The organism is Pseudomonas sp., assembly GCF_030147005.1.
GTDB lineage: Bacteria > Pseudomonadota > Gammaproteobacteria > Pseudomonadales > Pseudomonadaceae > Aquipseudomonas.
This window is the reverse complement of sequence record NZ_JASLAW010000180.1, coordinates 1-14,571: the sequence shown is the minus strand read 5'-3', so window position 1 is coordinate 14,571 and position 14,571 is coordinate 1. Positions and strand designations below refer to the sequence as shown.

General features: G+C 57.4%; 25 protein-coding genes and 1 pseudogene. 4 read left to right on the top strand and 22 right to left on the bottom strand.

What is annotated here, in order from left to right:
* The 4 genes from Q1V60_RS17120 to Q1V60_RS17105 all read right to left on the bottom strand — a co-directional run.
* The coding region (locus Q1V60_RS17120; RefSeq protein ID WP_300632687.1) for a DUF4055 domain-containing protein at window positions 1–907 on the bottom strand (907 nt) is incomplete at its 3' end.
* A complete protein-coding gene (locus Q1V60_RS17115; RefSeq protein ID WP_300632684.1) occupies window positions 904–2,205 on the bottom strand; it encodes a terminase family protein in 1,302 nt (433 codons plus the stop codon). The genes Q1V60_RS17115 and Q1V60_RS17120, both read right to left, overlap by 4 nt.
* Window positions 2,192–2,653, bottom strand: coding sequence for a DUF2280 domain-containing protein (locus tag Q1V60_RS17110; protein ID WP_017479621.1), 462 nt, complete (start codon window positions 2,651–2,653; stop codon window positions 2,192–2,194). The genes Q1V60_RS17115 and Q1V60_RS17110 overlap by 14 nt, the downstream gene beginning before the upstream one ends.
* A 31-nt stretch (window positions 2,654–2,684) precedes the next feature.
* The gene (locus tag Q1V60_RS17105; protein WP_300632690.1) at window positions 2,685–3,308 is read right to left on the bottom strand and encodes a putative metallopeptidase; all 624 of its coding nucleotides are present in this window, start codon (window positions 3,306–3,308) and stop codon (window positions 2,685–2,687) included.
* 124 nt (window positions 3,309–3,432) lie between these two features.
* Here Q1V60_RS17105 and Q1V60_RS17100 point away from each other — a divergent pair, with 124 nt between their 5' ends.
* The gene (locus Q1V60_RS17100; RefSeq protein WP_300632678.1) at window positions 3,433–3,954 is read left to right on the top strand and encodes a hypothetical protein; all 522 of its coding nucleotides are present in this window, start codon (window positions 3,433–3,435) and stop codon (window positions 3,952–3,954) included.
* A 67-nt stretch (window positions 3,955–4,021) separates the two neighbouring features.
* Here the strand turns inward: Q1V60_RS17100 and Q1V60_RS17095 are convergent, their stop codons facing one another.
* From Q1V60_RS17095 to Q1V60_RS17010, 18 genes are all read right to left on the bottom strand, one after another.
* Window positions 4,022–4,360, bottom strand: a complete 339-nt coding sequence (locus Q1V60_RS17095; protein ID WP_300632676.1) for a hypothetical protein — start codon at window positions 4,358–4,360, stop codon at window positions 4,022–4,024.
* Window positions 4,360–4,731: a hypothetical protein gene (locus Q1V60_RS17090; protein WP_017736499.1), complete on the bottom strand. Its 372-nt coding sequence runs from the start codon at window positions 4,729–4,731 to the stop codon at window positions 4,360–4,362. The genes Q1V60_RS17095 and Q1V60_RS17090 overlap by 1 nt, the downstream gene beginning before the upstream one ends.
* Window positions 4,732–5,118: 387 nt before the next feature.
* Window positions 5,119–5,427, bottom strand: coding sequence for a hypothetical protein (locus Q1V60_RS17085; protein ID WP_300632672.1), 309 nt, complete (start codon window positions 5,425–5,427; stop codon window positions 5,119–5,121).
* Between the two features lie 163 nt (window positions 5,428–5,590).
* The gene (locus Q1V60_RS17080; protein WP_300632670.1) at window positions 5,591–6,268 is read right to left on the bottom strand and encodes a hypothetical protein; all 678 of its coding nucleotides are present in this window, start codon (window positions 6,266–6,268) and stop codon (window positions 5,591–5,593) included.
* Window positions 6,265–7,011 carry an HNH endonuclease signature motif containing protein gene (locus Q1V60_RS17075; RefSeq protein WP_300632667.1) on the bottom strand — a complete coding sequence of 249 codons (747 nt, stop codon included), beginning with the start codon at window positions 7,009–7,011 and terminating at the stop codon, window positions 6,265–6,267. Before Q1V60_RS17075 ends, Q1V60_RS17080 begins: the two co-directional genes overlap by 4 nt.
* Window positions 7,012–7,094: 83 nt before the next feature.
* Complete coding sequence (locus Q1V60_RS17070; RefSeq protein ID WP_300632664.1) at window positions 7,095–7,694, bottom strand: recombination protein NinG; 600 nt, start codon at window positions 7,692–7,694, stop codon at window positions 7,095–7,097.
* The gene (locus Q1V60_RS17065) at window positions 7,691–7,960 is read right to left on the bottom strand and encodes a hypothetical protein (RefSeq protein ID WP_300632662.1); all 270 of its coding nucleotides are present in this window, start codon (window positions 7,958–7,960) and stop codon (window positions 7,691–7,693) included. The genes Q1V60_RS17070 and Q1V60_RS17065 overlap by 4 nt, the downstream gene beginning before the upstream one ends.
* Entirely contained in the window at window positions 7,953–8,372 is a 420-nt protein-coding gene (locus Q1V60_RS17060) for a recombination protein NinB (RefSeq protein WP_300632659.1), read from the bottom strand. The genes Q1V60_RS17065 and Q1V60_RS17060 overlap by 8 nt, the downstream gene beginning before the upstream one ends.
* On the bottom strand, window positions 8,369–8,491 hold the full coding sequence (locus Q1V60_RS17055; protein ID WP_300632657.1) for a hypothetical protein: 123 nt from the start codon (window positions 8,489–8,491) through the stop codon (window positions 8,369–8,371). Before Q1V60_RS17055 ends, Q1V60_RS17060 begins: the two co-directional genes overlap by 4 nt.
* Window positions 8,488–8,904 (bottom strand): hypothetical protein, encoded by a 417-nt coding sequence (locus Q1V60_RS17050; RefSeq protein WP_300632655.1) that lies wholly within the window; start codon window positions 8,902–8,904, stop codon window positions 8,488–8,490. Before Q1V60_RS17050 ends, Q1V60_RS17055 begins: the two co-directional genes overlap by 4 nt.
* Window positions 8,901–9,239, bottom strand: a complete 339-nt coding sequence (locus tag Q1V60_RS17045) for a hypothetical protein (RefSeq protein ID WP_300632653.1) — start codon at window positions 9,237–9,239, stop codon at window positions 8,901–8,903. The genes Q1V60_RS17050 and Q1V60_RS17045 overlap by 4 nt, the downstream gene beginning before the upstream one ends.
* The gene (locus tag Q1V60_RS17040; protein WP_300632649.1) at window positions 9,236–9,424 is read right to left on the bottom strand and encodes a DUF1382 family protein; all 189 of its coding nucleotides are present in this window, start codon (window positions 9,422–9,424) and stop codon (window positions 9,236–9,238) included. The genes Q1V60_RS17045 and Q1V60_RS17040 overlap by 4 nt, the downstream gene beginning before the upstream one ends.
* Window positions 9,421–9,600: a hypothetical protein gene (locus Q1V60_RS17035; RefSeq protein WP_073452884.1), complete on the bottom strand. Its 180-nt coding sequence runs from the start codon at window positions 9,598–9,600 to the stop codon at window positions 9,421–9,423. The genes Q1V60_RS17040 and Q1V60_RS17035 overlap by 4 nt, the downstream gene beginning before the upstream one ends.
* A gap of 1 nt (window position 9,601) precedes the next feature.
* Window positions 9,602–10,408, bottom strand: a complete 807-nt coding sequence (locus tag Q1V60_RS17030; RefSeq protein WP_300632645.1) for an ATP-binding protein — start codon at window positions 10,406–10,408, stop codon at window positions 9,602–9,604.
* Window positions 10,398–11,204, bottom strand: coding sequence for a phage replication protein (locus tag Q1V60_RS17025; RefSeq protein WP_300632643.1), 807 nt, complete (start codon window positions 11,202–11,204; stop codon window positions 10,398–10,400). The genes Q1V60_RS17030 and Q1V60_RS17025 overlap by 11 nt, the downstream gene beginning before the upstream one ends.
* Window positions 11,204–12,061 (bottom strand): BRO family protein, encoded by an 858-nt coding sequence (locus Q1V60_RS17020; RefSeq protein WP_300632640.1) that lies wholly within the window; start codon window positions 12,059–12,061, stop codon window positions 11,204–11,206. Before Q1V60_RS17020 ends, Q1V60_RS17025 begins: the two co-directional genes overlap by 1 nt.
* Window positions 12,062–12,130: 69 nt before the next feature.
* A complete protein-coding gene (locus Q1V60_RS17015) occupies window positions 12,131–12,556 on the bottom strand; it encodes a phage regulatory CII family protein (RefSeq protein WP_116078681.1) in 426 nt (141 codons plus the stop codon).
* An 80-nt stretch (window positions 12,557–12,636) separates the two neighbouring features.
* Window positions 12,637–12,864, bottom strand: coding sequence for a helix-turn-helix transcriptional regulator (locus Q1V60_RS17010; RefSeq protein WP_074900406.1), 228 nt, complete (start codon window positions 12,862–12,864; stop codon window positions 12,637–12,639).
* 106 nt (window positions 12,865–12,970) lie between these two features.
* Between Q1V60_RS17010 and Q1V60_RS17005 the strand changes: the two genes are divergently transcribed.
* The 3 genes and pseudogenes from Q1V60_RS17005 to Q1V60_RS16995 form a co-directional block, all read left to right on the top strand.
* Window positions 12,971–13,804: a S24 family peptidase gene (locus Q1V60_RS17005; RefSeq protein WP_300632628.1), complete on the top strand. Its 834-nt coding sequence runs from the start codon at window positions 12,971–12,973 to the stop codon at window positions 13,802–13,804.
* Between the two features lie 132 nt (window positions 13,805–13,936).
* Window positions 13,937–14,263 carry a hypothetical protein gene (locus Q1V60_RS17000; RefSeq protein WP_300632625.1) on the top strand — a complete coding sequence of 109 codons (327 nt, stop codon included), beginning with the start codon at window positions 13,937–13,939 and terminating at the stop codon, window positions 14,261–14,263.
* Window positions 14,260–14,571 (top strand): annotated as a pseudogene (locus tag Q1V60_RS16995) (hypothetical protein); the annotation flags it as partial. The gene Q1V60_RS17000 and the pseudogene Q1V60_RS16995, both read left to right, overlap by 4 nt.

Here is a 14,571-nt window from a genome sequence, read left to right as displayed (position 1 = left end):
GCATCATCGGGGCTCTGGAGCCAACATAGATGCCGTTCTTCTCCATCCAGTCGCGCCATTGCTCATCCAGACCGCTGATCCACGGTTGAGCCTGCCCGCACCAGAACACGCTGTCTTCGTAGTCAGCGCTGTTCCGGTAATGACCCAAGTTGATCATGGCGATGTCGTAGAGGGGCGATTCGTCGATGCTCGGGTCGTTGTTCTGTGCACCGACGAAGGTGAAAGGAATTTCTCTCAATCGCCCGCCAGCACCCGAAGGCCGGAATTCTTCAGCAACCGCCAGCGGCCCGCCATTCTCAGGCCCGGACCGGCGCCATACCCGGCAAACGAAGCCGTCTTCCTCCAAGGCCAGTTCCCGGTACTGCTCAACCGTCTTGAAGCCGAAGCCATCCGGGATTTCCGGCGACTCTTTCAGCACTACCAGCGTCAGCACGCTATGGCCGTTCACCATCCCGGTGCGCCAGTTGATGATTTCTTCGGCGCAGTAGGTGAGGATCACCGCATGCCCGCCGATGCCGTCGTCCTGGTGATAATCGACATACAAACCATGCCGGCCAGCCTCGAGTACCTTTTCCAGCGTGCCCTGAGAGTGCTGATAAATGCTCACACCAGAGCCGTTGGCGTTGTCTTGCAGGTACTCCAGCTTCTTCGACACCTTAAGTGTCGGATCTTTGTGGAACGCCAGGCCGAGCAAACCGTTTCGAGTGTGGCCAGTGGCGTTCTTGAACACTGCACGCTCACGGTAAGCCCGATTCCGGTCCTGATTCTCAGGCGACTTGTCGTGCGCGTTGATGTACGGCAGCCGATCGACAACCCGGTGCTGTCCCGCGCAGACGTCGCGAACGGTTGCCCAGCGGTCCAGCACAGCTGTGTATTCCGCCCGCTTGAAGGAGACGTCGTTGCTCATCGGGCGTATCCCATTTTGATAGCGGTGACCGGTTTGATGATCGGGTACTCGCGGTGGATGAAGTAGCCGCCAGCGTCGTTCGCGTGATCGATGCCGGCGGTTTTGTCTGGCTCCCCGTTTGTGCCCCACACCTGCTGTTCCAGGCCATCGGCGTAGGATGGGCAGGTGAAGGAGTTGACCAGGTAGCGGCGCTCGCCCTGCGCATTGCAGAAGACGGCGTTCATTGCGTTGATTCGGTCCTTCACTGGCGGGTTTGCGGCTGGAGCGATAACCGCGAACCCGGCCTGTTTGAGCATGGCCAGATCGGTGATGCTGGCGTTCACCGACTTGCGCGAATCGCCCGAGGCGTCCGGATAAATCCTGATCTCGCACGTCTTCTTGAAGTCGTTGCCGTCGTGCTGCCAGTAGCGCTCCTTGATGCGGCGAATCATGTCGGGCGTGTCGTAGCCGTCGATCAGCTCATCTACGGCCCTGGGCAGCCCTTGGTCGCGCTTGACGTGGGTGATCGCCGCCATCTTGCCGACGTTGAAGTCCATACCGATAAACAGAGGCTCACCGGGCTGCACGGTGTCGAAGCATCCATTGAGCTTGCGGTCGTAGGCTGTGTAGATCGTGCCGGACGTTAGGTTGACGAACTGGCCTTTGAGGTACGCCATGATCAGTTGCGGCGGATACGACTCCATCAGGGAGGCGATGTAGTCGTCCGGCAGGTTCAGCTCGTTGTCGAACGTGCTGGCCTGGACTAAGCCGTACATCTCCTTGAGCGATGGCTTGTCGCGCAACTGCTTCACGAACTGCAGGAAGACGAACTTGAAGCCTTCCGGCGTCGTGGTGACGTCTACCCCGTTCTTCAGCCCGGGCAGGTTGTAGCGCATCCGGGCAATGATCTTGCGCCAGGCCTGCTGCGCCTTGATGGCGGTCAGCACGTCCAGCTCATCCACCAGGGCCTGACCGATCTTAAAACCGACAATGGTCTGCGGCTTCTCCATCGAGCGACAAATCACAGTGCCGCGATACTGCCGGCCGCTGTAAATGTGAACCTCGTGGTTCGCCTGGTTGATCTTGGTCTTCAGTCCCCAGTCGTAGGCCACTTCATCCATGGTCGGATAGAAGATGTCCCGGATCTGCGGGTAAGTCGGTGCGAAGTAGCCTGCGTTGACGCCCGGCCACTCCATGAAGTGTTTGCTCAGCGCCGAGCATCCCACCCAGGTCTTGCCTGAGCCGAAACCGGCAACGAACGCACGGAATTTATGGGGCAGCGTGAGGAACTGCGCCTGCGGAACGTTAAGGCTCGGCATTCGGCTTCCTCGCATCCACCACATCGACCTGGATGCGAGTCGGGATCACCGGTTCGTCGCCCACCTCTTCCTTCCTGGCCCGGTTGACGTAAATGTCACCGGTTTCTTTCGCGGCCTGCTCGAGGATCTGCATGGCCAGGCCGATATTCTTCATCGTCTCGGCCTTCTCCACGAATCGGTTCATTGCGCGAAGGCGGAAGGCGCGGTTAGCGATCGGAATATCGACAGTCTCTTCCCGGAAGCGCTTGCGACACTCTTCAAAAAACGTCTTCCACTTCTGCCCAAGGTCACGACCGGAGTATTTGGTTGGGTCGTATCGCTCACACAGTTGGCGGGATACTTCGATGCCGTATTGCTCCTTGACCGCCTGACAAACCTGACTGGGGGTGTCGAAGCAGGCCAGAGCTTGGACAATAAAGGCCTTCACCTCATCTTTCAGGGCTGCCATAGATTCGTTTTCCGTCAAGGGCTGTCAAGGATTAAGCCAGCTTGAGCAGACAGGTTCCGCAGGCCCTCGATATATTCAGTTTCCCAACCTCTGCGGGTTTGTTTGCTGCATCCACCAACGCTTGAACGTCAGGGCTCGCACCATAGCGGCGGACTACACCGACAAACTCTTCGACGTCATGGCCACGCATCTCCAGCTTCGGCACTCCCTCCTTGGTGAAGGCAGGCTGGCCGTACTTATCGTTGGCATGGGCAATGTGGTAAAGCTCATGCTCCACCAGGGCGCAGAAGTCGGCATCGCTGCACTGGGCGCAGTAATCCGCAGCCAAGGTGATGATGAAGGCCGGCACGTCGCCGAACCAATCGCGCATCTGTTGTTCCATTCGGGCTTTCTGCCAACCTCCGGCACGGAACGCAACCTGCTCGGCCTGGCCCAGGACTGTGCGGCCCTGCTTGACGAAGCTGGACGACGCCCACATTACCCGGATGTCTGCATCCAGTAGGTGGGCGTGGTCTGGGTTGTGAATGCAGCCGGTGTCGGCAAGGATCTCGGTCTGGAGCCAGTCCCAGATCTCAGGAGCTGGAGTGAGTCGGATGCCAAAGGCGCTAATCCCGCCATCTTTAAATAGCTGTTTGGGAGGTGCTGGCCTAATCATTTTGATCTTCACCTGCAATCACCGTCTGCGAACCTCAAATCACGTTGATCAGACGGCCCCAGGTGGCTTGCACGTTCAATGGCTATCAATATAGGCTCGCTCGTTTATGCCAAAGGACAACGATGTGAACGACACATTCAAGTGGGTAGTAACTACGGCCACTGCAATTGTGGTTGGCTGCGCAGGCGGTGCATTTAGTTACCTGCAGTACTCGTCGCAGCAGTCAAGAGAAATTGGGCGCATAGAAGCGGAAAACAACTTTTTGAAGGAGCAAGCGGCACAATCCAGGCAGGACAACACGTCACTCCGTAACAAGTTTGATGAATTGGTCGCATCAAGCAGCGCGAATGCTTCAGAAGTCACTAGCCTCAAAAATGCTCTTGAACAGCGAGAGAGCCTGTTAGCTGAAGCAAATGGTAAAATTGAGCAGCTTTCCAGGCAGGCTCTGCAGCTTGCCACGCTCGCCGATAGCTCTAAGCGTTGCGCTCCTGAACGAACAGAAATTAGCGAGCTGCAACAAGAGCTAGTCGGGAGCTCCTTTAGAAGCCTTGGCCGCCTTCCGACCGAGGAAAGAAAAACTCAGATAAACACCTTGCTCATACAGCAACACGAAACTCTGAAGACCTGCCTATCTGCAAAATTCTAGTGGAACCTCGCGACCGTTACATCTCAGGTACGACACGGCCTGATGACTCAGCGAAACGTGCCGCGGATTACGGTGTCTGCCGCTCTACCGCTTCATTGACCTTCTCGGCTGCCTTGCTGGCTGTATCTGCTGCCTGGACTGCCGTGTGGGATGCTTCTTGCACCTTCACTGCGGCGTCCTGGGTCTTCTCGGCCAGGTTGGTCAGGCGCAGATCACGCGTGCCCAGAGCGGCGTCATAGGCGGCGCGTACCTCGGCAAGCTGCTTGGTCTGCTCGCTACTGGCAGACCAGACGCCGGCCTGGTAGCCAAGGATCGATCCGCCGGCTACCAGCAGGAGAGCAATGACCCATACCTCGGCGCGCCTCCACCAGTGGCGGGCGATGAAGTTGATTGCGCATCTGTCCATCAGTTGATGCCTCCCAGCTTGGTTCGCAGGCGGGCGATTTCGTCACTCTGCGAAGTAACCGTTGCGGTGAGCTGCGCTACTTGGCTTGAAAGGGCTTCGATCTTCCCCTCCATACGGCCAACCGCTGCAGCAAGCTCGTTGCGCTCCTTGGCAAACTGGTCAGCGCGCGCCTCCGCGGCGTTGGCACGGGCACGTTCAGTGTCGAGCAATTCATTAAGCCGGCGGACGGTGCCGATGTCGGCGTTGTCCATAGCCCGGTCGGTCGCGTCCTTGGAGAGGAATTTCCTCAGCCACAACAGACCCCCAAGCAACACAGTGCCGGTACCGCCAAGCCACGCAAACGTGCCAGGCCCCAGGTCGTTAGGATCCATCGCCACTCCATAGAGAAAGGTGGCCGAGGTACGACCTGTACAAATAAGTCAGCCCCAGCAGCACTCCCAGCTCGGAGCAATGGGTGTGGTGGAGCCGAAAACGAAAAGCCCCGATCAATGTCGAGGCCCTGAATAAATGCGCGGTCTTTCCCGCTGTCAGCCAAAGACAATCCCAGCGTCGACGCCCTAATGCATCGATCTCGCTGATCTGGTCTCGCGCCACTCTGGAAGCACAGTGAGGTCAGGGCGCGCGGGCTGCCGGTGTTATTTCCGTACGCCGCACTAGCGACTATCGACGTCAAGCCTCCCGTAGGCTGTCCTGGCTACAGAGAAGCAGCAGACACAAAAAACCCCGCTCGTAAGCAGGGCTACTCAATCAATCTTTGCTCAGCCTTTTGACCATTGATTCTCAGCATCTCGAAGAGAATCCAGAAGGTCGTATCCGGACCATGTAATGCGCGTGATTTTACCCGCGGCGAGCCCGCCCTCAACAAGTCGCGCATTATCGAGACTGATAAAATCACCGTGCCAAAGCTGAAGAATCGCGGCTTGCGCCTGGAACCTCACCTCTTCCAGTTCGCCGTGAATTTCACAAGCCTTTTCCACCACTGCATCCACGGGCACGGAAGGTATAGGCCTGTTCGACTCTTCTATAAGCTCCAAGACTAATTTTAGGTATTTCTTGTCACGACGCATACGAGCTTCCCTACTGTGATGTTAAGGTCGCAAGCTAGCTCAGGATCCGAATACAAAGCAACAAAAAGCCCGGCGCTATGCCGGACTCAGGGGTTCGTGTGCGTTTCGCGTTACTTGTGCACTATGGGAAAAGTACGCTCAAAACCCCGTCATGTCAATATGATTATGCCGCCTCTTGATCTTTTTCCGAGTGAATCACCTGCCATACCGGCTGTTGTGCCTGAATATCCACTTCCTTGATCACTTCTTTCAGGGATTCCCACAGATCGAGCCAGTCGCGCGTCCAATTCTTCGGATCGATGGTCACGCCGAAGAACGTGTTCATCTCGGCGGCCACCCGCGCCGGGCCCCACTCGGCAGACCCGGCCACCTCCCCCTTGTACGATTGCAGGGCCAGGGTAACCAGGTACTGCGCCTTCACGCGCTTGGCCGACGTTAGGTCTGGCAGCGCGGCCTTTGCAGTGATCAACAGCACCGCATTCAGCAGGTGCCGCATGTTCATTGCCGGGTGGTAGAGATAGTGGCCAAACTGTTGCACCTGGAACGGCAGTGTGTCGATGGCGCGCAACACCTTACCGATGGTGGCCAGGTGAGCGGCACGGGCGGTTGACCGGCCAGCAGGTGTGCGCCGGGTTTCGCTGATGCTGATCTTCTGGCGCACAACCTGAATGCGCTCCTCCTTGTCTTCCCCCAGCGCAGCGAACACAGCCTCGGCGCGGCGCATGCGCTGCCCCTTCTTGATAGGTGCCGATTGCGCTTTGTCGATGGCCACAGCGCTGATCGACGCGTTCGATTCGTGCTGAGTCTCAGTCCATACCTGCCTTGCGTTGATCAGTTTCATGCTGCGAGCCCCTTCTTCAGTTCTTTGGTCATTGCGCGATATTTGGCCTTGATGGCTTCGTCGACAACCGGCCTTTTCCGTCCTGGAGTGATAAGCGCTTCAATAGGGTCCCATCCAGATCGAACCCTGCTGATGATGGTGTTTTCAGTGACGACAGTTCCTTCAACCCTCGCCCACTCGGCCGCAGACATGGTCACGCCCTCAATGGTTATGGCTACGGCATTGCTACGCTCGTGCTTGTGATTGGTTTTGCGTGGCGCTGGCGCCTTTCTCCGGCCGTTGTGCGTAACCTTGTCGGAAAACAGAGCCTCCTCATCAGTCATTCCTGCCGCCTTTCGAAGGCGAATAGTGTTACCGCTGACCTTCACGCGTGGGTCCCTGGCCCAATTTGTCGATGTGTCTCGCTTCCCTTCGAATTCGATCAGACCCACTTTGCTGCGGAACTCATGCGATTCAGGCCGGAAACCCCGCTTCACGTTGCAGCCACGGCAGAGAATCCTCAGGTTCGTGGCGACGTTGTTCTGACGGTTTTCGTCAATATGGTCCACGTGGCAGGTTGCCCAGGTTTGAGGCTTGCCGCACAGTTCGCACGGCCGGCAGTCAGGACCAACAATCGGCCACATCACGTACCGATGCTCAAACACGCAATTGGTCTTGTTTGAAAGCGGATGCCCGGGTTTGTACAGGGTGATATATCCATTCGGCGTTACGTACCGAAGAGCCCTACCTATCGGCGTCTTCACGACGGTTCCATTCCTGCGGACACGGAAGTAATGCATCTGGCAAAGCTGAGCCGCTTTGTAGGTCGCCTCACGCTCACAGTTATCTACGCTGCATTGCATTGGATTCGAGCCTCCAGGCGTTTCGCCTTCTTTGTGAATATCGCCTTCAGGCGCTTCAAGTAAGGGATTTCATGGCGGACCAGATCCTGATTGCACTCCAGCCACGCCACCTTTTCGGCGCTGATCTTCTCGACCAAGCGGGGCCGGTAAACCATGATGTTTCCGCTCAAATGCGCATTGCACTGGGAGCAGGACTTGTTCATGTTCCATAGGTTGAAGCGGAGGTGCGCGGCGGCGCCCACGCTGCGAAAGTGCGAGCAGTGCCATTGGCCGCCCCAGCTCGCCGGCTTGTCGCAGCTGATGCAGCCAAGATGAGCATCACGCAACCGCACGTAGCGGTTGATGACTGCCTGAGCCTCCTTGGCGTGATCCGCCCGGGACTTCAGCTTCTCCTTGCGTACCTGGATGTCCTTGCGCTCAATGTCTGCCAGCGCCTTGCGCGCCTTCGGCTCATGCCTGGGTGCGTCGATCATTGCGCACGCCGGGCTGCACACCGCCTGCCCCATCCGCGCAGGCACGAATGAGGCCCCACACGTAGCAACGCGGCATTTCTTAGGCTTGGCCAGCTTCCGTTCGATGGTCATACAGCCTCCTTGGCTTTCTGCTGCTCATGGGTGAAGTTGCCGCGCAAGGGCATCAGGTTCTTTTCGTGCTTAACCGCGTGCATGCATCTGAACTTGCACAGCCATCCGCCAACCCCAGCAGCCGGCCTGAACTCGTAAACCTTGCCCGTGGTGGGCGACACGATCAGGTCGCCAGGCATTATGAATCGCACCAGTTCTGCGGTCTCGCCGAAATACCCGCCCGAGATGACAAGAGCCAGATCGCCCGGCTTGAAGTTGTTAGTCATAGCGTCCATCCCAGTTGTCCTTCTGCGTCCATCGCACCTGGTGCTCGGCGCCAAACGCAAAAACCCACTCGATCAACTCCGAACACTGCTTCACGGTGAGCTTGCTTGTGCGCTCGTAGATGACGTCGAAGCCGTTGCCGTCTACCGCCGGTATCATCTGCGGTTGATCGCCCGACTCGCGCAGCCACGCGGCCGTCAGGAGGCGCTTCCAGATCAGGACATCCCACTTCTTCCCAGCGTGCTCGACCTGGGCGGCGATATCGGCCAATGCCGCGTGCAGGGCCTTATTCTGCTCCCCGCTGCGGTCCACTTCGGTGATGGCCAGCTTCTTGGGCTTAGCCAGGTCCAGGCCGGCGATGTAGCCCATGGCCTTGCTGCGGTCTGATTCGTTGCGGATCTGTAGGCTGGTCATCGCGCAACCCCCGCATAGATCGCCATCCACACCGCCAGTACCAGGCCTACGAGGATTGACGAGAGAAGGACAAGGAAGGCGCAGTAGGCGAAGCCTTCAAGGGCTTTTGAGGTCTTCATGACTTCTTCCCCTGGCCAAGGGCCTCGTCGATCTCGGCATCAGCCCCATCCAGCACAAGGATTCGATCAGGAAAGGTGCCGCCCCAAAATTTCTTGACGATGCAGTAGTCCTGCACGCGGCTGGAGACTTCATTCCGAAGGAACCGATACCGCTGCGCATCAGCCTGATCCTTGCGCCATTCATCACGTAGCGCCTGTGCAGCTGCGATCAGAGTTTCGTTCTCAGCCTTCAGCTCCGCATTCACCCGCTCGTAGGCTTCGTAGCCGGTGCGTAGGCCGGCGAGCTCGGCCTGGAGTGCTTCAACCTCTTGCCATAGCCGGTCGGAAAGCGGATCGAACCAGCCAGCCATTTTTTTCAAGCTACGCATGTGAGCGCCAAGCTGTGCGGATGTTTGTTCGCGGACGTATGTCATAGCTCTTGCTCCAGCGACTCACCGCCATCACCCGGAGCAGACCCGGCCTTAGCCAGCGCTATCACCTTCTCGGCCTGTTCCAGCAACTCTGGATACTGATCGTTCCAGTTCTGCTTGTAGGCCTTGTCCATCATCGCCTCCAGGGTTTTCAGCAGCTCAGGAGCGGTGCGCATCAGGTAAGCATTCGCCCAGCTCTCGTCGCCGATCACGAACTTAATGCCGTTGTGGTCCATGGCTCCAATGGTGGCGATCTCAAGCGGATCTCCATCTCGCATTACGCAGACGCAGTAGTCCTGCCGGTCTACGAGCCATTGCTCTTTAGTGTGGTTGCTCATGTCCGTTGCTCCGCTGCTTCTGCGATCAACGCCAGGCGATCAAAGCGCTCAGCGGCTTGGCTGGCGAGATTGGCTAAGTCCGCCTCATCCACCACCGGCATGCACACAAAACGAATGCCGTGCTTGACCATGGTGTCTGCCATCTCAAGGGATTGGCGTAGCTGTGCTGGGTTTGCTCGTTTCATGATTGCTGCTCCCGGACTACCCTGCGGATCCATTCGGCCCAGGCATGCTGGGTGCGTTGCTCGACGTAGAACCCACCCGGAAGCGTTTCTAAGCACATCCCTTTTTTGGCGGCATCCTTGCGGAATTTCTCGCTTTCGGCCGCGAAGTCAGGCTCAAAACTGTTTGGTCCGCTCATGTCAGAACCCGTCCTTGCCGCGCTGAGATTCCCATTCAAACGGTACGACGATCAGGCCGCCCTCCCGCAACCGGTCAACGCAGCGGTCGCCCATGGCTCGGCCCAGATCACTCGCTTCCAGGTTGGAAATGATCACCGTCGGTGCCTCGCGCTCGTACCGGCCGTTGATGATTGCGAACAGGGTGGTCAGTTCGAAGTCGCTCGGCTGCTCCTTACTCACGCCGATTTCGTCCAGCACCAGCAGGTCGGGATTGATCAGGCTGGCCAGGATGTCGCCTTCGGTCCGCTCGCTGTGTCGGTCATAGGTGCCACGGATGGCCTGCAGTACTGCCCCAACCGTGCGGTACACGGCCGACCGGGAGGTCTTGTGCAGAAGTTCGTTCGCGATGGCCACGCCGAGGTGGGTCTTGCCAGTGCCAGGCTTGCCGATCAGCACCATGCAGCGCCCTACTTCACGGATCTGGTCGAACGTGGCTACGTAGTGGCGGCAGAACTTCAACGCCTTGCGCTGCTGGTCATGCTCGACCTGGTAGTTATCCAGCGTGCGAGTGAGGAAGCGTTTCGGGATCAACGCATCGCCCAGCTTGCGAGCCAGGGCAATCCTCAGCCCGTAGGCCTTGTTCGCCTTCTCGCTGGCTTCACGCTCTTCTGCGATGGAGCGCATGCATTCGGGGCAACCGCCCTTCAACTCGCGACCCAGCAGCACAGTGACCTTCTGGTCGAAACCGCCGTGCTTGTCGCATTCCGCCGGCTGGGTACGGATCGGCGGCGCGCCTTCTGGAAGCGCCATAACCTTCTCAGAGCGCATAGGAACCGTCCTCACGCTGAATCAGGCCTGCGGTGTAGTCGCGCTCTGCGAAACCGGCGTGGCGGGATTGTGGGAACTGGTGGACGTTACTGGCAGCCTTCACTTCGTCCTCCCAGCGTTTGCCATTCAGCCAGGTAGCTGGGTGCGGGATGAATTGCCCGCCGTCCTTGGTCCAGGCTGGGCAAACAACCTGCTTTGCCAGGCCCTCGGCGATCAGGGCGAACAGATCATCAGTCACCTTGAGTTTCTTCCATGCCTTTTCGGCAGCCGCCTTGCCCTTCTTGTTCGGGTACAGCTTCCAGAACTTCGGGAACAGGTCGTCACCCGGCGAAGTCGGCAATGCCGGAGGCGTTGACGGGTTGCGGGTATCAGCAATCAGGGATCCGGAATCAGGAATCAGAGAATCAGCCGGAGCGCTTCCGACAATGGCAGAAGTAGTTCCGCCAAAATCGGTAGCGATACAACCCTCTGACAAAGAAGGGATAACTGACTCCGGTTCATTACGATGCGGGTTCTGATGTTTGTCGAAGTTCTCGACCTGGATGAAGCGCTTCGTGCCGACCGTGTAGCGAGTGATGAAGCCTTCCGATGCGAGCCAGGACAGCAGACCTTCGGTATCGATGCAGTCGCGATAGGGGAAAAGTTCGCCTTTGATGCGTAGAGGTCGGTCCTCAAGACGGCCAGCTTTGTCAGCGAGCAACCAAAGGCCTTCGAACAGTAGGGTCAGCATTGGATCGGCCACGCCCAAGACTTCATTCTTGAACAGGGCTGGCTTTATGTTGCGTGCGCGGGCCATTACTTGGCTCCTTTGCCGACAAGGCCGGCCAATTCAAGAAAGCGATCCACGTACCAGTGAGGCTGCGTCTCGCGGGGGCATTGAGGGCTGGTGAGGTTCTTGCCGTAGGCCAGGCCCTTCTCGGTCACGGACCAGAAGTCGACCATTTCCTGCTTGGAGTTTTTGCGCTGGAGCAGAGTCAGGAAGCCGTGAGCCTTGAGTGCAAGGTTGAAAGCGCGGGCGGTGCTGGCGATGGAGTGATCTTTGATCAGGGCGGTGATTGCCTTGGTAGGCATCGAAGATCCGCCAGCGGCGTCAGTCGCAGCGTCCACGGCGTAGCCCGGGAGGAATTTGGCGTCCAGGCCGTTGTTGGCGGCGATCTTGGCCAGCATCATCATCTTGCTGGAGTTCGCAGGCTTCAGCAGCCGGTCGAAGCATTCCAGAATCGCGAGCTCGCCGACGATTTTGGAGTTGTTCGGGCCCTGGGCAGAAAAGCTGCCGGTCTTGCGAATGCTCGGCAGGACCTGCCCCACCACCCAATCTTCGAATTTCTCGGCGGCCGGCAGTTTCGACTTCATCACCAGTCGGTACAGGTCGCGCTCAGGAATGATGGTCATGAAACCACCACCCTGTTTCGGGGTAGTGGTCGCAGCCTTACAGTGACGGGCCACGGCGTTTTCCGGTTTTGAGTAGCCGAGGGCGTCAGCGACATCGCGGGCAACAAACCAGGGGTCGCCGAGCTTGTCGGTAATGACTCGGATCGCGGCGCCGTCGAAGTCGAACGGAATCGCTGAGGAATTGCGCGCCACGTTTTCAGATTGCGGAGAACGTGGCGCGAGATTGTTGGGGCTATTGATCGATTCGGTGTGTTGGTGCATGATTCGCTCCAGTTGTTTACCGCTGTAGAAAAAGCCACCCTCGTCCGGTGGCTTTTTTGTGTCTTAAATTCAGGCTGCTTTCACCGACTGCTTGAACACTTCTAAGCTGACGATCACTTCCTCGGCCTCCTTGAGCAGTTCGGATTTCTCGCGAGTGCAAACGCGGCCATCGGCCTGGGCGTCGAACGCAAGGCGCGTCACGTCAGCAAGGTCGGCGTGCAAGCGCAGCAACGCGGAGTTGAGGTTGATGCCCTCCGGCTTTTCCTTTGGCACAAGGTCGAAACCGAAAGCCTCGGCCCACGCCTTCAGCGGACGGAAGTCCTGGGTGAACTTCATAATCCGGTGCAGTTCCTGGACGTTCAGCTTGTGGCTGTCGTAGTCAGGGTTCGCTTTCTGTGAAAGCAGCGTCTTCGAAGAGAAGCTGGCGCCATCCGCAATCCGCCCTGCCCCGTGGTCGTCAACCACGTCATAGATCGCCTTCATCAATTCCTGCATGTAACACCTCGAAATTCTTTACGTGGCGCCCTGCAGGTGCAGAGGCGATCATTTGCTCATTGGAACGGCGGACAGGGATGTCAGGCGGCCGACTGGGATGAAACTCCCGCAGGCGGAAATGCCTCATCTAGAACGCACTTGGCACCCAAGGCGTTCAATGCAGACACGATCAGTCGTGCCTCGCTGAGCCCCGGACAGCGAAGGCCGGACTCGTAATTAGCAAGGCGTGATTGATTCCACCCAAGCGACCGCCGAAGTGCAGCCTGGGTAATCCCGGCTTTCTCTCGAATGTTTCGGACGTGGTTCATGGAAATCGCTCCTATAGCTCTTGGCTCAAGGATAAACACGCATCGTGTTAAAGGCAAACACAATAAGTGAAAGCCGGGTATTTCAATACGTGATTGAATCCCGCGCATGACCGAATTAGCTGAGCGCATCAAACGCGCACGTAAAAATGCTGGAAAATCACAGGCTCAACTGGCCGAGGCTTGCGGCTGGTCGCAATCCCGAGTCGGTAACTACGAGGCCGGGACGCGAGAGCCGTCCTTCGCAGATATAGAACTGATGGCCAAGGCGCTACGCGTCGATAAGTCCGAACTTCTGCTAGACACGCGGACTGAGTCGCCAGGCGCGCCTGACCAGGTAGCCGATCAGGCTACTCGTCCGTCCACTGCTGAAATCGTTAATCTGATGCTGGCAAAGCACGGCAAGAATCTTACTGATGACGCGCGCAGGATGATCGCGGACGCCGTCAGCGAGACGGCGCGGGAGTTGGGGTCAAGCAACGTAATCGCGGTCGACTTCTCCCGCCCCGGACAGGTCGGCGACGAGGTGTGGATTGCCCACTATGATGTTCGCGCAGCGATGGGTGGCGGGCAGATCCCGCACGAATACCCGGAAATGCTCCAGGACATCAGGGTCAGCCCCAAACATCTGCGCGACCTGGGCCTCACCTTTAAAGAACACTTTCACCTGAAGATGATCACCGGGTGGGGTCAGTCGATGGCGCCGACGATCAAAGACCGCGACCCGCTGCTCGTGGACATCACGATCAGGGAATTCACCGGAGACGGTATCTACCTCTTCTCCCACGACGACATGCTGTACGTGAAACGTTTGCAGAAGAAAGGCAAGGACCGCTTCAAGATGATTTCGGACAACAAGCACCACGACCCAGAGGAAATCCTAGTGGATGACACTCATATCCTGGCTCGGGTGCTTTATGTGTGGAACGGGCTGCCGGTGTGAAGCCGAGCCAGGCATCTGATTGCAATGGTCGCGCGGTTTGGCGCGGCGGGATGCTGTAAGGGCTGTCTTTATGCCGACCGTGCTTACAAGATCCGGCTGGCAGCAAATTATTATCCTATGGAGCTGTATCGTATGGAAAGAATTGAATTTACTAGTGACGATCCAATGAAGCTAGATGATTTGATCCGTTTCTTCGAAGAAAAAACCCCTAAATCAGACTGTCCATCATGCGGAACTGGGGACTGGAATATTTTACTCGATGATGGTGGCGACAATGCCAGCGAGGGCGCCATTCCATTGAATGGGGATCTCAAGCTTTATCATGCTGCGATACTGCTTTGTTGCCGAAATTGCGGCCATATAAACATGTATCACCGTTACGTTTTTGATCGCTGGATGAAAGAATCTTCAAGGTCTGAAAAAAACTCTGAGCTGGGCGAAAGAGGGCTTGAAAATTGACCAGCTTTACCCCGGAAACCATTCGGGCTCAGTTCGACAAAGCTGCGTCTGGATTTAGGGGGAAATCAATCCCCGCTGAGGGTGATGACACTCCGTTCAAGGCAGCGCATAATCCCAGAATGAATGAAATTACCCGCGAAGAACTCAGCACCACTCTGTCCGCCATTGAAGAGCGTATGGATAAGCGTGTCGAACGAATAGAAAAAGAAACCGATCGCCGTTCTGAAGAATTCCGTAAAGAGATTTCTCTTCGCGACGACACTATTCGTAGAGAGCTTGATCTTCGCAGAGAATCATTTCTTGCTGAG

Excerpts from the sequence above, each read along its gene's own strand:
- Q1V60_RS17115 (WP_300632684.1), bottom strand. The coding sequence starts at position 2,205 with ATGCCGAGCCTTAACGTTCCGCAGGCGCAGTTCCTCACGCTGCCCCAT.
- Q1V60_RS17110 (WP_017479621.1), bottom strand. The coding sequence starts at position 2,653 with ATGGCAGCCCTGAAAGATGAGGTGAAGGCCTTTATTGTCCAAGCTCTG.
- Q1V60_RS17105 (WP_300632690.1), bottom strand. The coding sequence starts at position 3,308 with ATGATTAGGCCAGCACCTCCCAAACAGCTATTTAAAGATGGCGGGATT.
- Q1V60_RS17095 (WP_300632676.1), bottom strand. The coding sequence starts at position 4,360 with ATGGACAGATGCGCAATCAACTTCATCGCCCGCCACTGGTGGAGGCGC.
- Q1V60_RS17090 (WP_017736499.1), bottom strand. The coding sequence starts at position 4,731 with ATGGATCCTAACGACCTGGGGCCTGGCACGTTTGCGTGGCTTGGCGGT.
- Q1V60_RS17085 (WP_300632672.1), bottom strand. The coding sequence starts at position 5,427 with ATGCGTCGTGACAAGAAATACCTAAAATTAGTCTTGGAGCTTATAGAA.
- Q1V60_RS17080 (WP_300632670.1), bottom strand. The coding sequence starts at position 6,268 with ATGAAACTGATCAACGCAAGGCAGGTATGGACTGAGACTCAGCACGAA.
- Q1V60_RS17070 (WP_300632664.1), bottom strand. The coding sequence starts at position 7,694 with ATGACCATCGAACGGAAGCTGGCCAAGCCTAAGAAATGCCGCGTTGCT.
- Q1V60_RS17065 (WP_300632662.1), bottom strand. The coding sequence starts at position 7,960 with ATGACTAACAACTTCAAGCCGGGCGATCTGGCTCTTGTCATCTCGGGC.
- Q1V60_RS17060 (WP_300632659.1), bottom strand. The coding sequence starts at position 8,372 with ATGACCAGCCTACAGATCCGCAACGAATCAGACCGCAGCAAGGCCATG.
- Q1V60_RS17055 (WP_300632657.1), bottom strand. The coding sequence starts at position 8,491 with ATGAAGACCTCAAAAGCCCTTGAAGGCTTCGCCTACTGCGCCTTCCTT.
- Q1V60_RS17050 (WP_300632655.1), bottom strand. The coding sequence starts at position 8,904 with ATGACATACGTCCGCGAACAAACATCCGCACAGCTTGGCGCTCACATG.
- Q1V60_RS17045 (WP_300632653.1), bottom strand. The coding sequence starts at position 9,239 with ATGAGCAACCACACTAAAGAGCAATGGCTCGTAGACCGGCAGGACTAC.
- Q1V60_RS17040 (WP_300632649.1), bottom strand. The coding sequence starts at position 9,424 with ATGAAACGAGCAAACCCAGCACAGCTACGCCAATCCCTTGAGATGGCA.
- Q1V60_RS17035 (WP_073452884.1), bottom strand. The coding sequence starts at position 9,600 with ATGAGCGGACCAAACAGTTTTGAGCCTGACTTCGCGGCCGAAAGCGAG.
- Q1V60_RS17030 (WP_300632645.1), bottom strand. The coding sequence starts at position 10,408 with ATGCGCTCTGAGAAGGTTATGGCGCTTCCAGAAGGCGCGCCGCCGATC.
- Q1V60_RS17025 (WP_300632643.1), bottom strand. The coding sequence starts at position 11,204 with ATGGCCCGCGCACGCAACATAAAGCCAGCCCTGTTCAAGAATGAAGTC.
- Q1V60_RS17020 (WP_300632640.1), bottom strand. The coding sequence starts at position 12,061 with ATGCACCAACACACCGAATCGATCAATAGCCCCAACAATCTCGCGCCA.
- Q1V60_RS17015 (WP_116078681.1), bottom strand. The coding sequence starts at position 12,556 with ATGCAGGAATTGATGAAGGCGATCTATGACGTGGTTGACGACCACGGG.
- Q1V60_RS17010 (WP_074900406.1), bottom strand. The coding sequence starts at position 12,864 with ATGAACCACGTCCGAAACATTCGAGAGAAAGCCGGGATTACCCAGGCT.
- Q1V60_RS17005 (WP_300632628.1), top strand. The coding sequence starts at position 12,971 with ATGACCGAATTAGCTGAGCGCATCAAACGCGCACGTAAAAATGCTGGA.
- Q1V60_RS17000 (WP_300632625.1), top strand. The coding sequence starts at position 13,937 with ATGGAAAGAATTGAATTTACTAGTGACGATCCAATGAAGCTAGATGAT.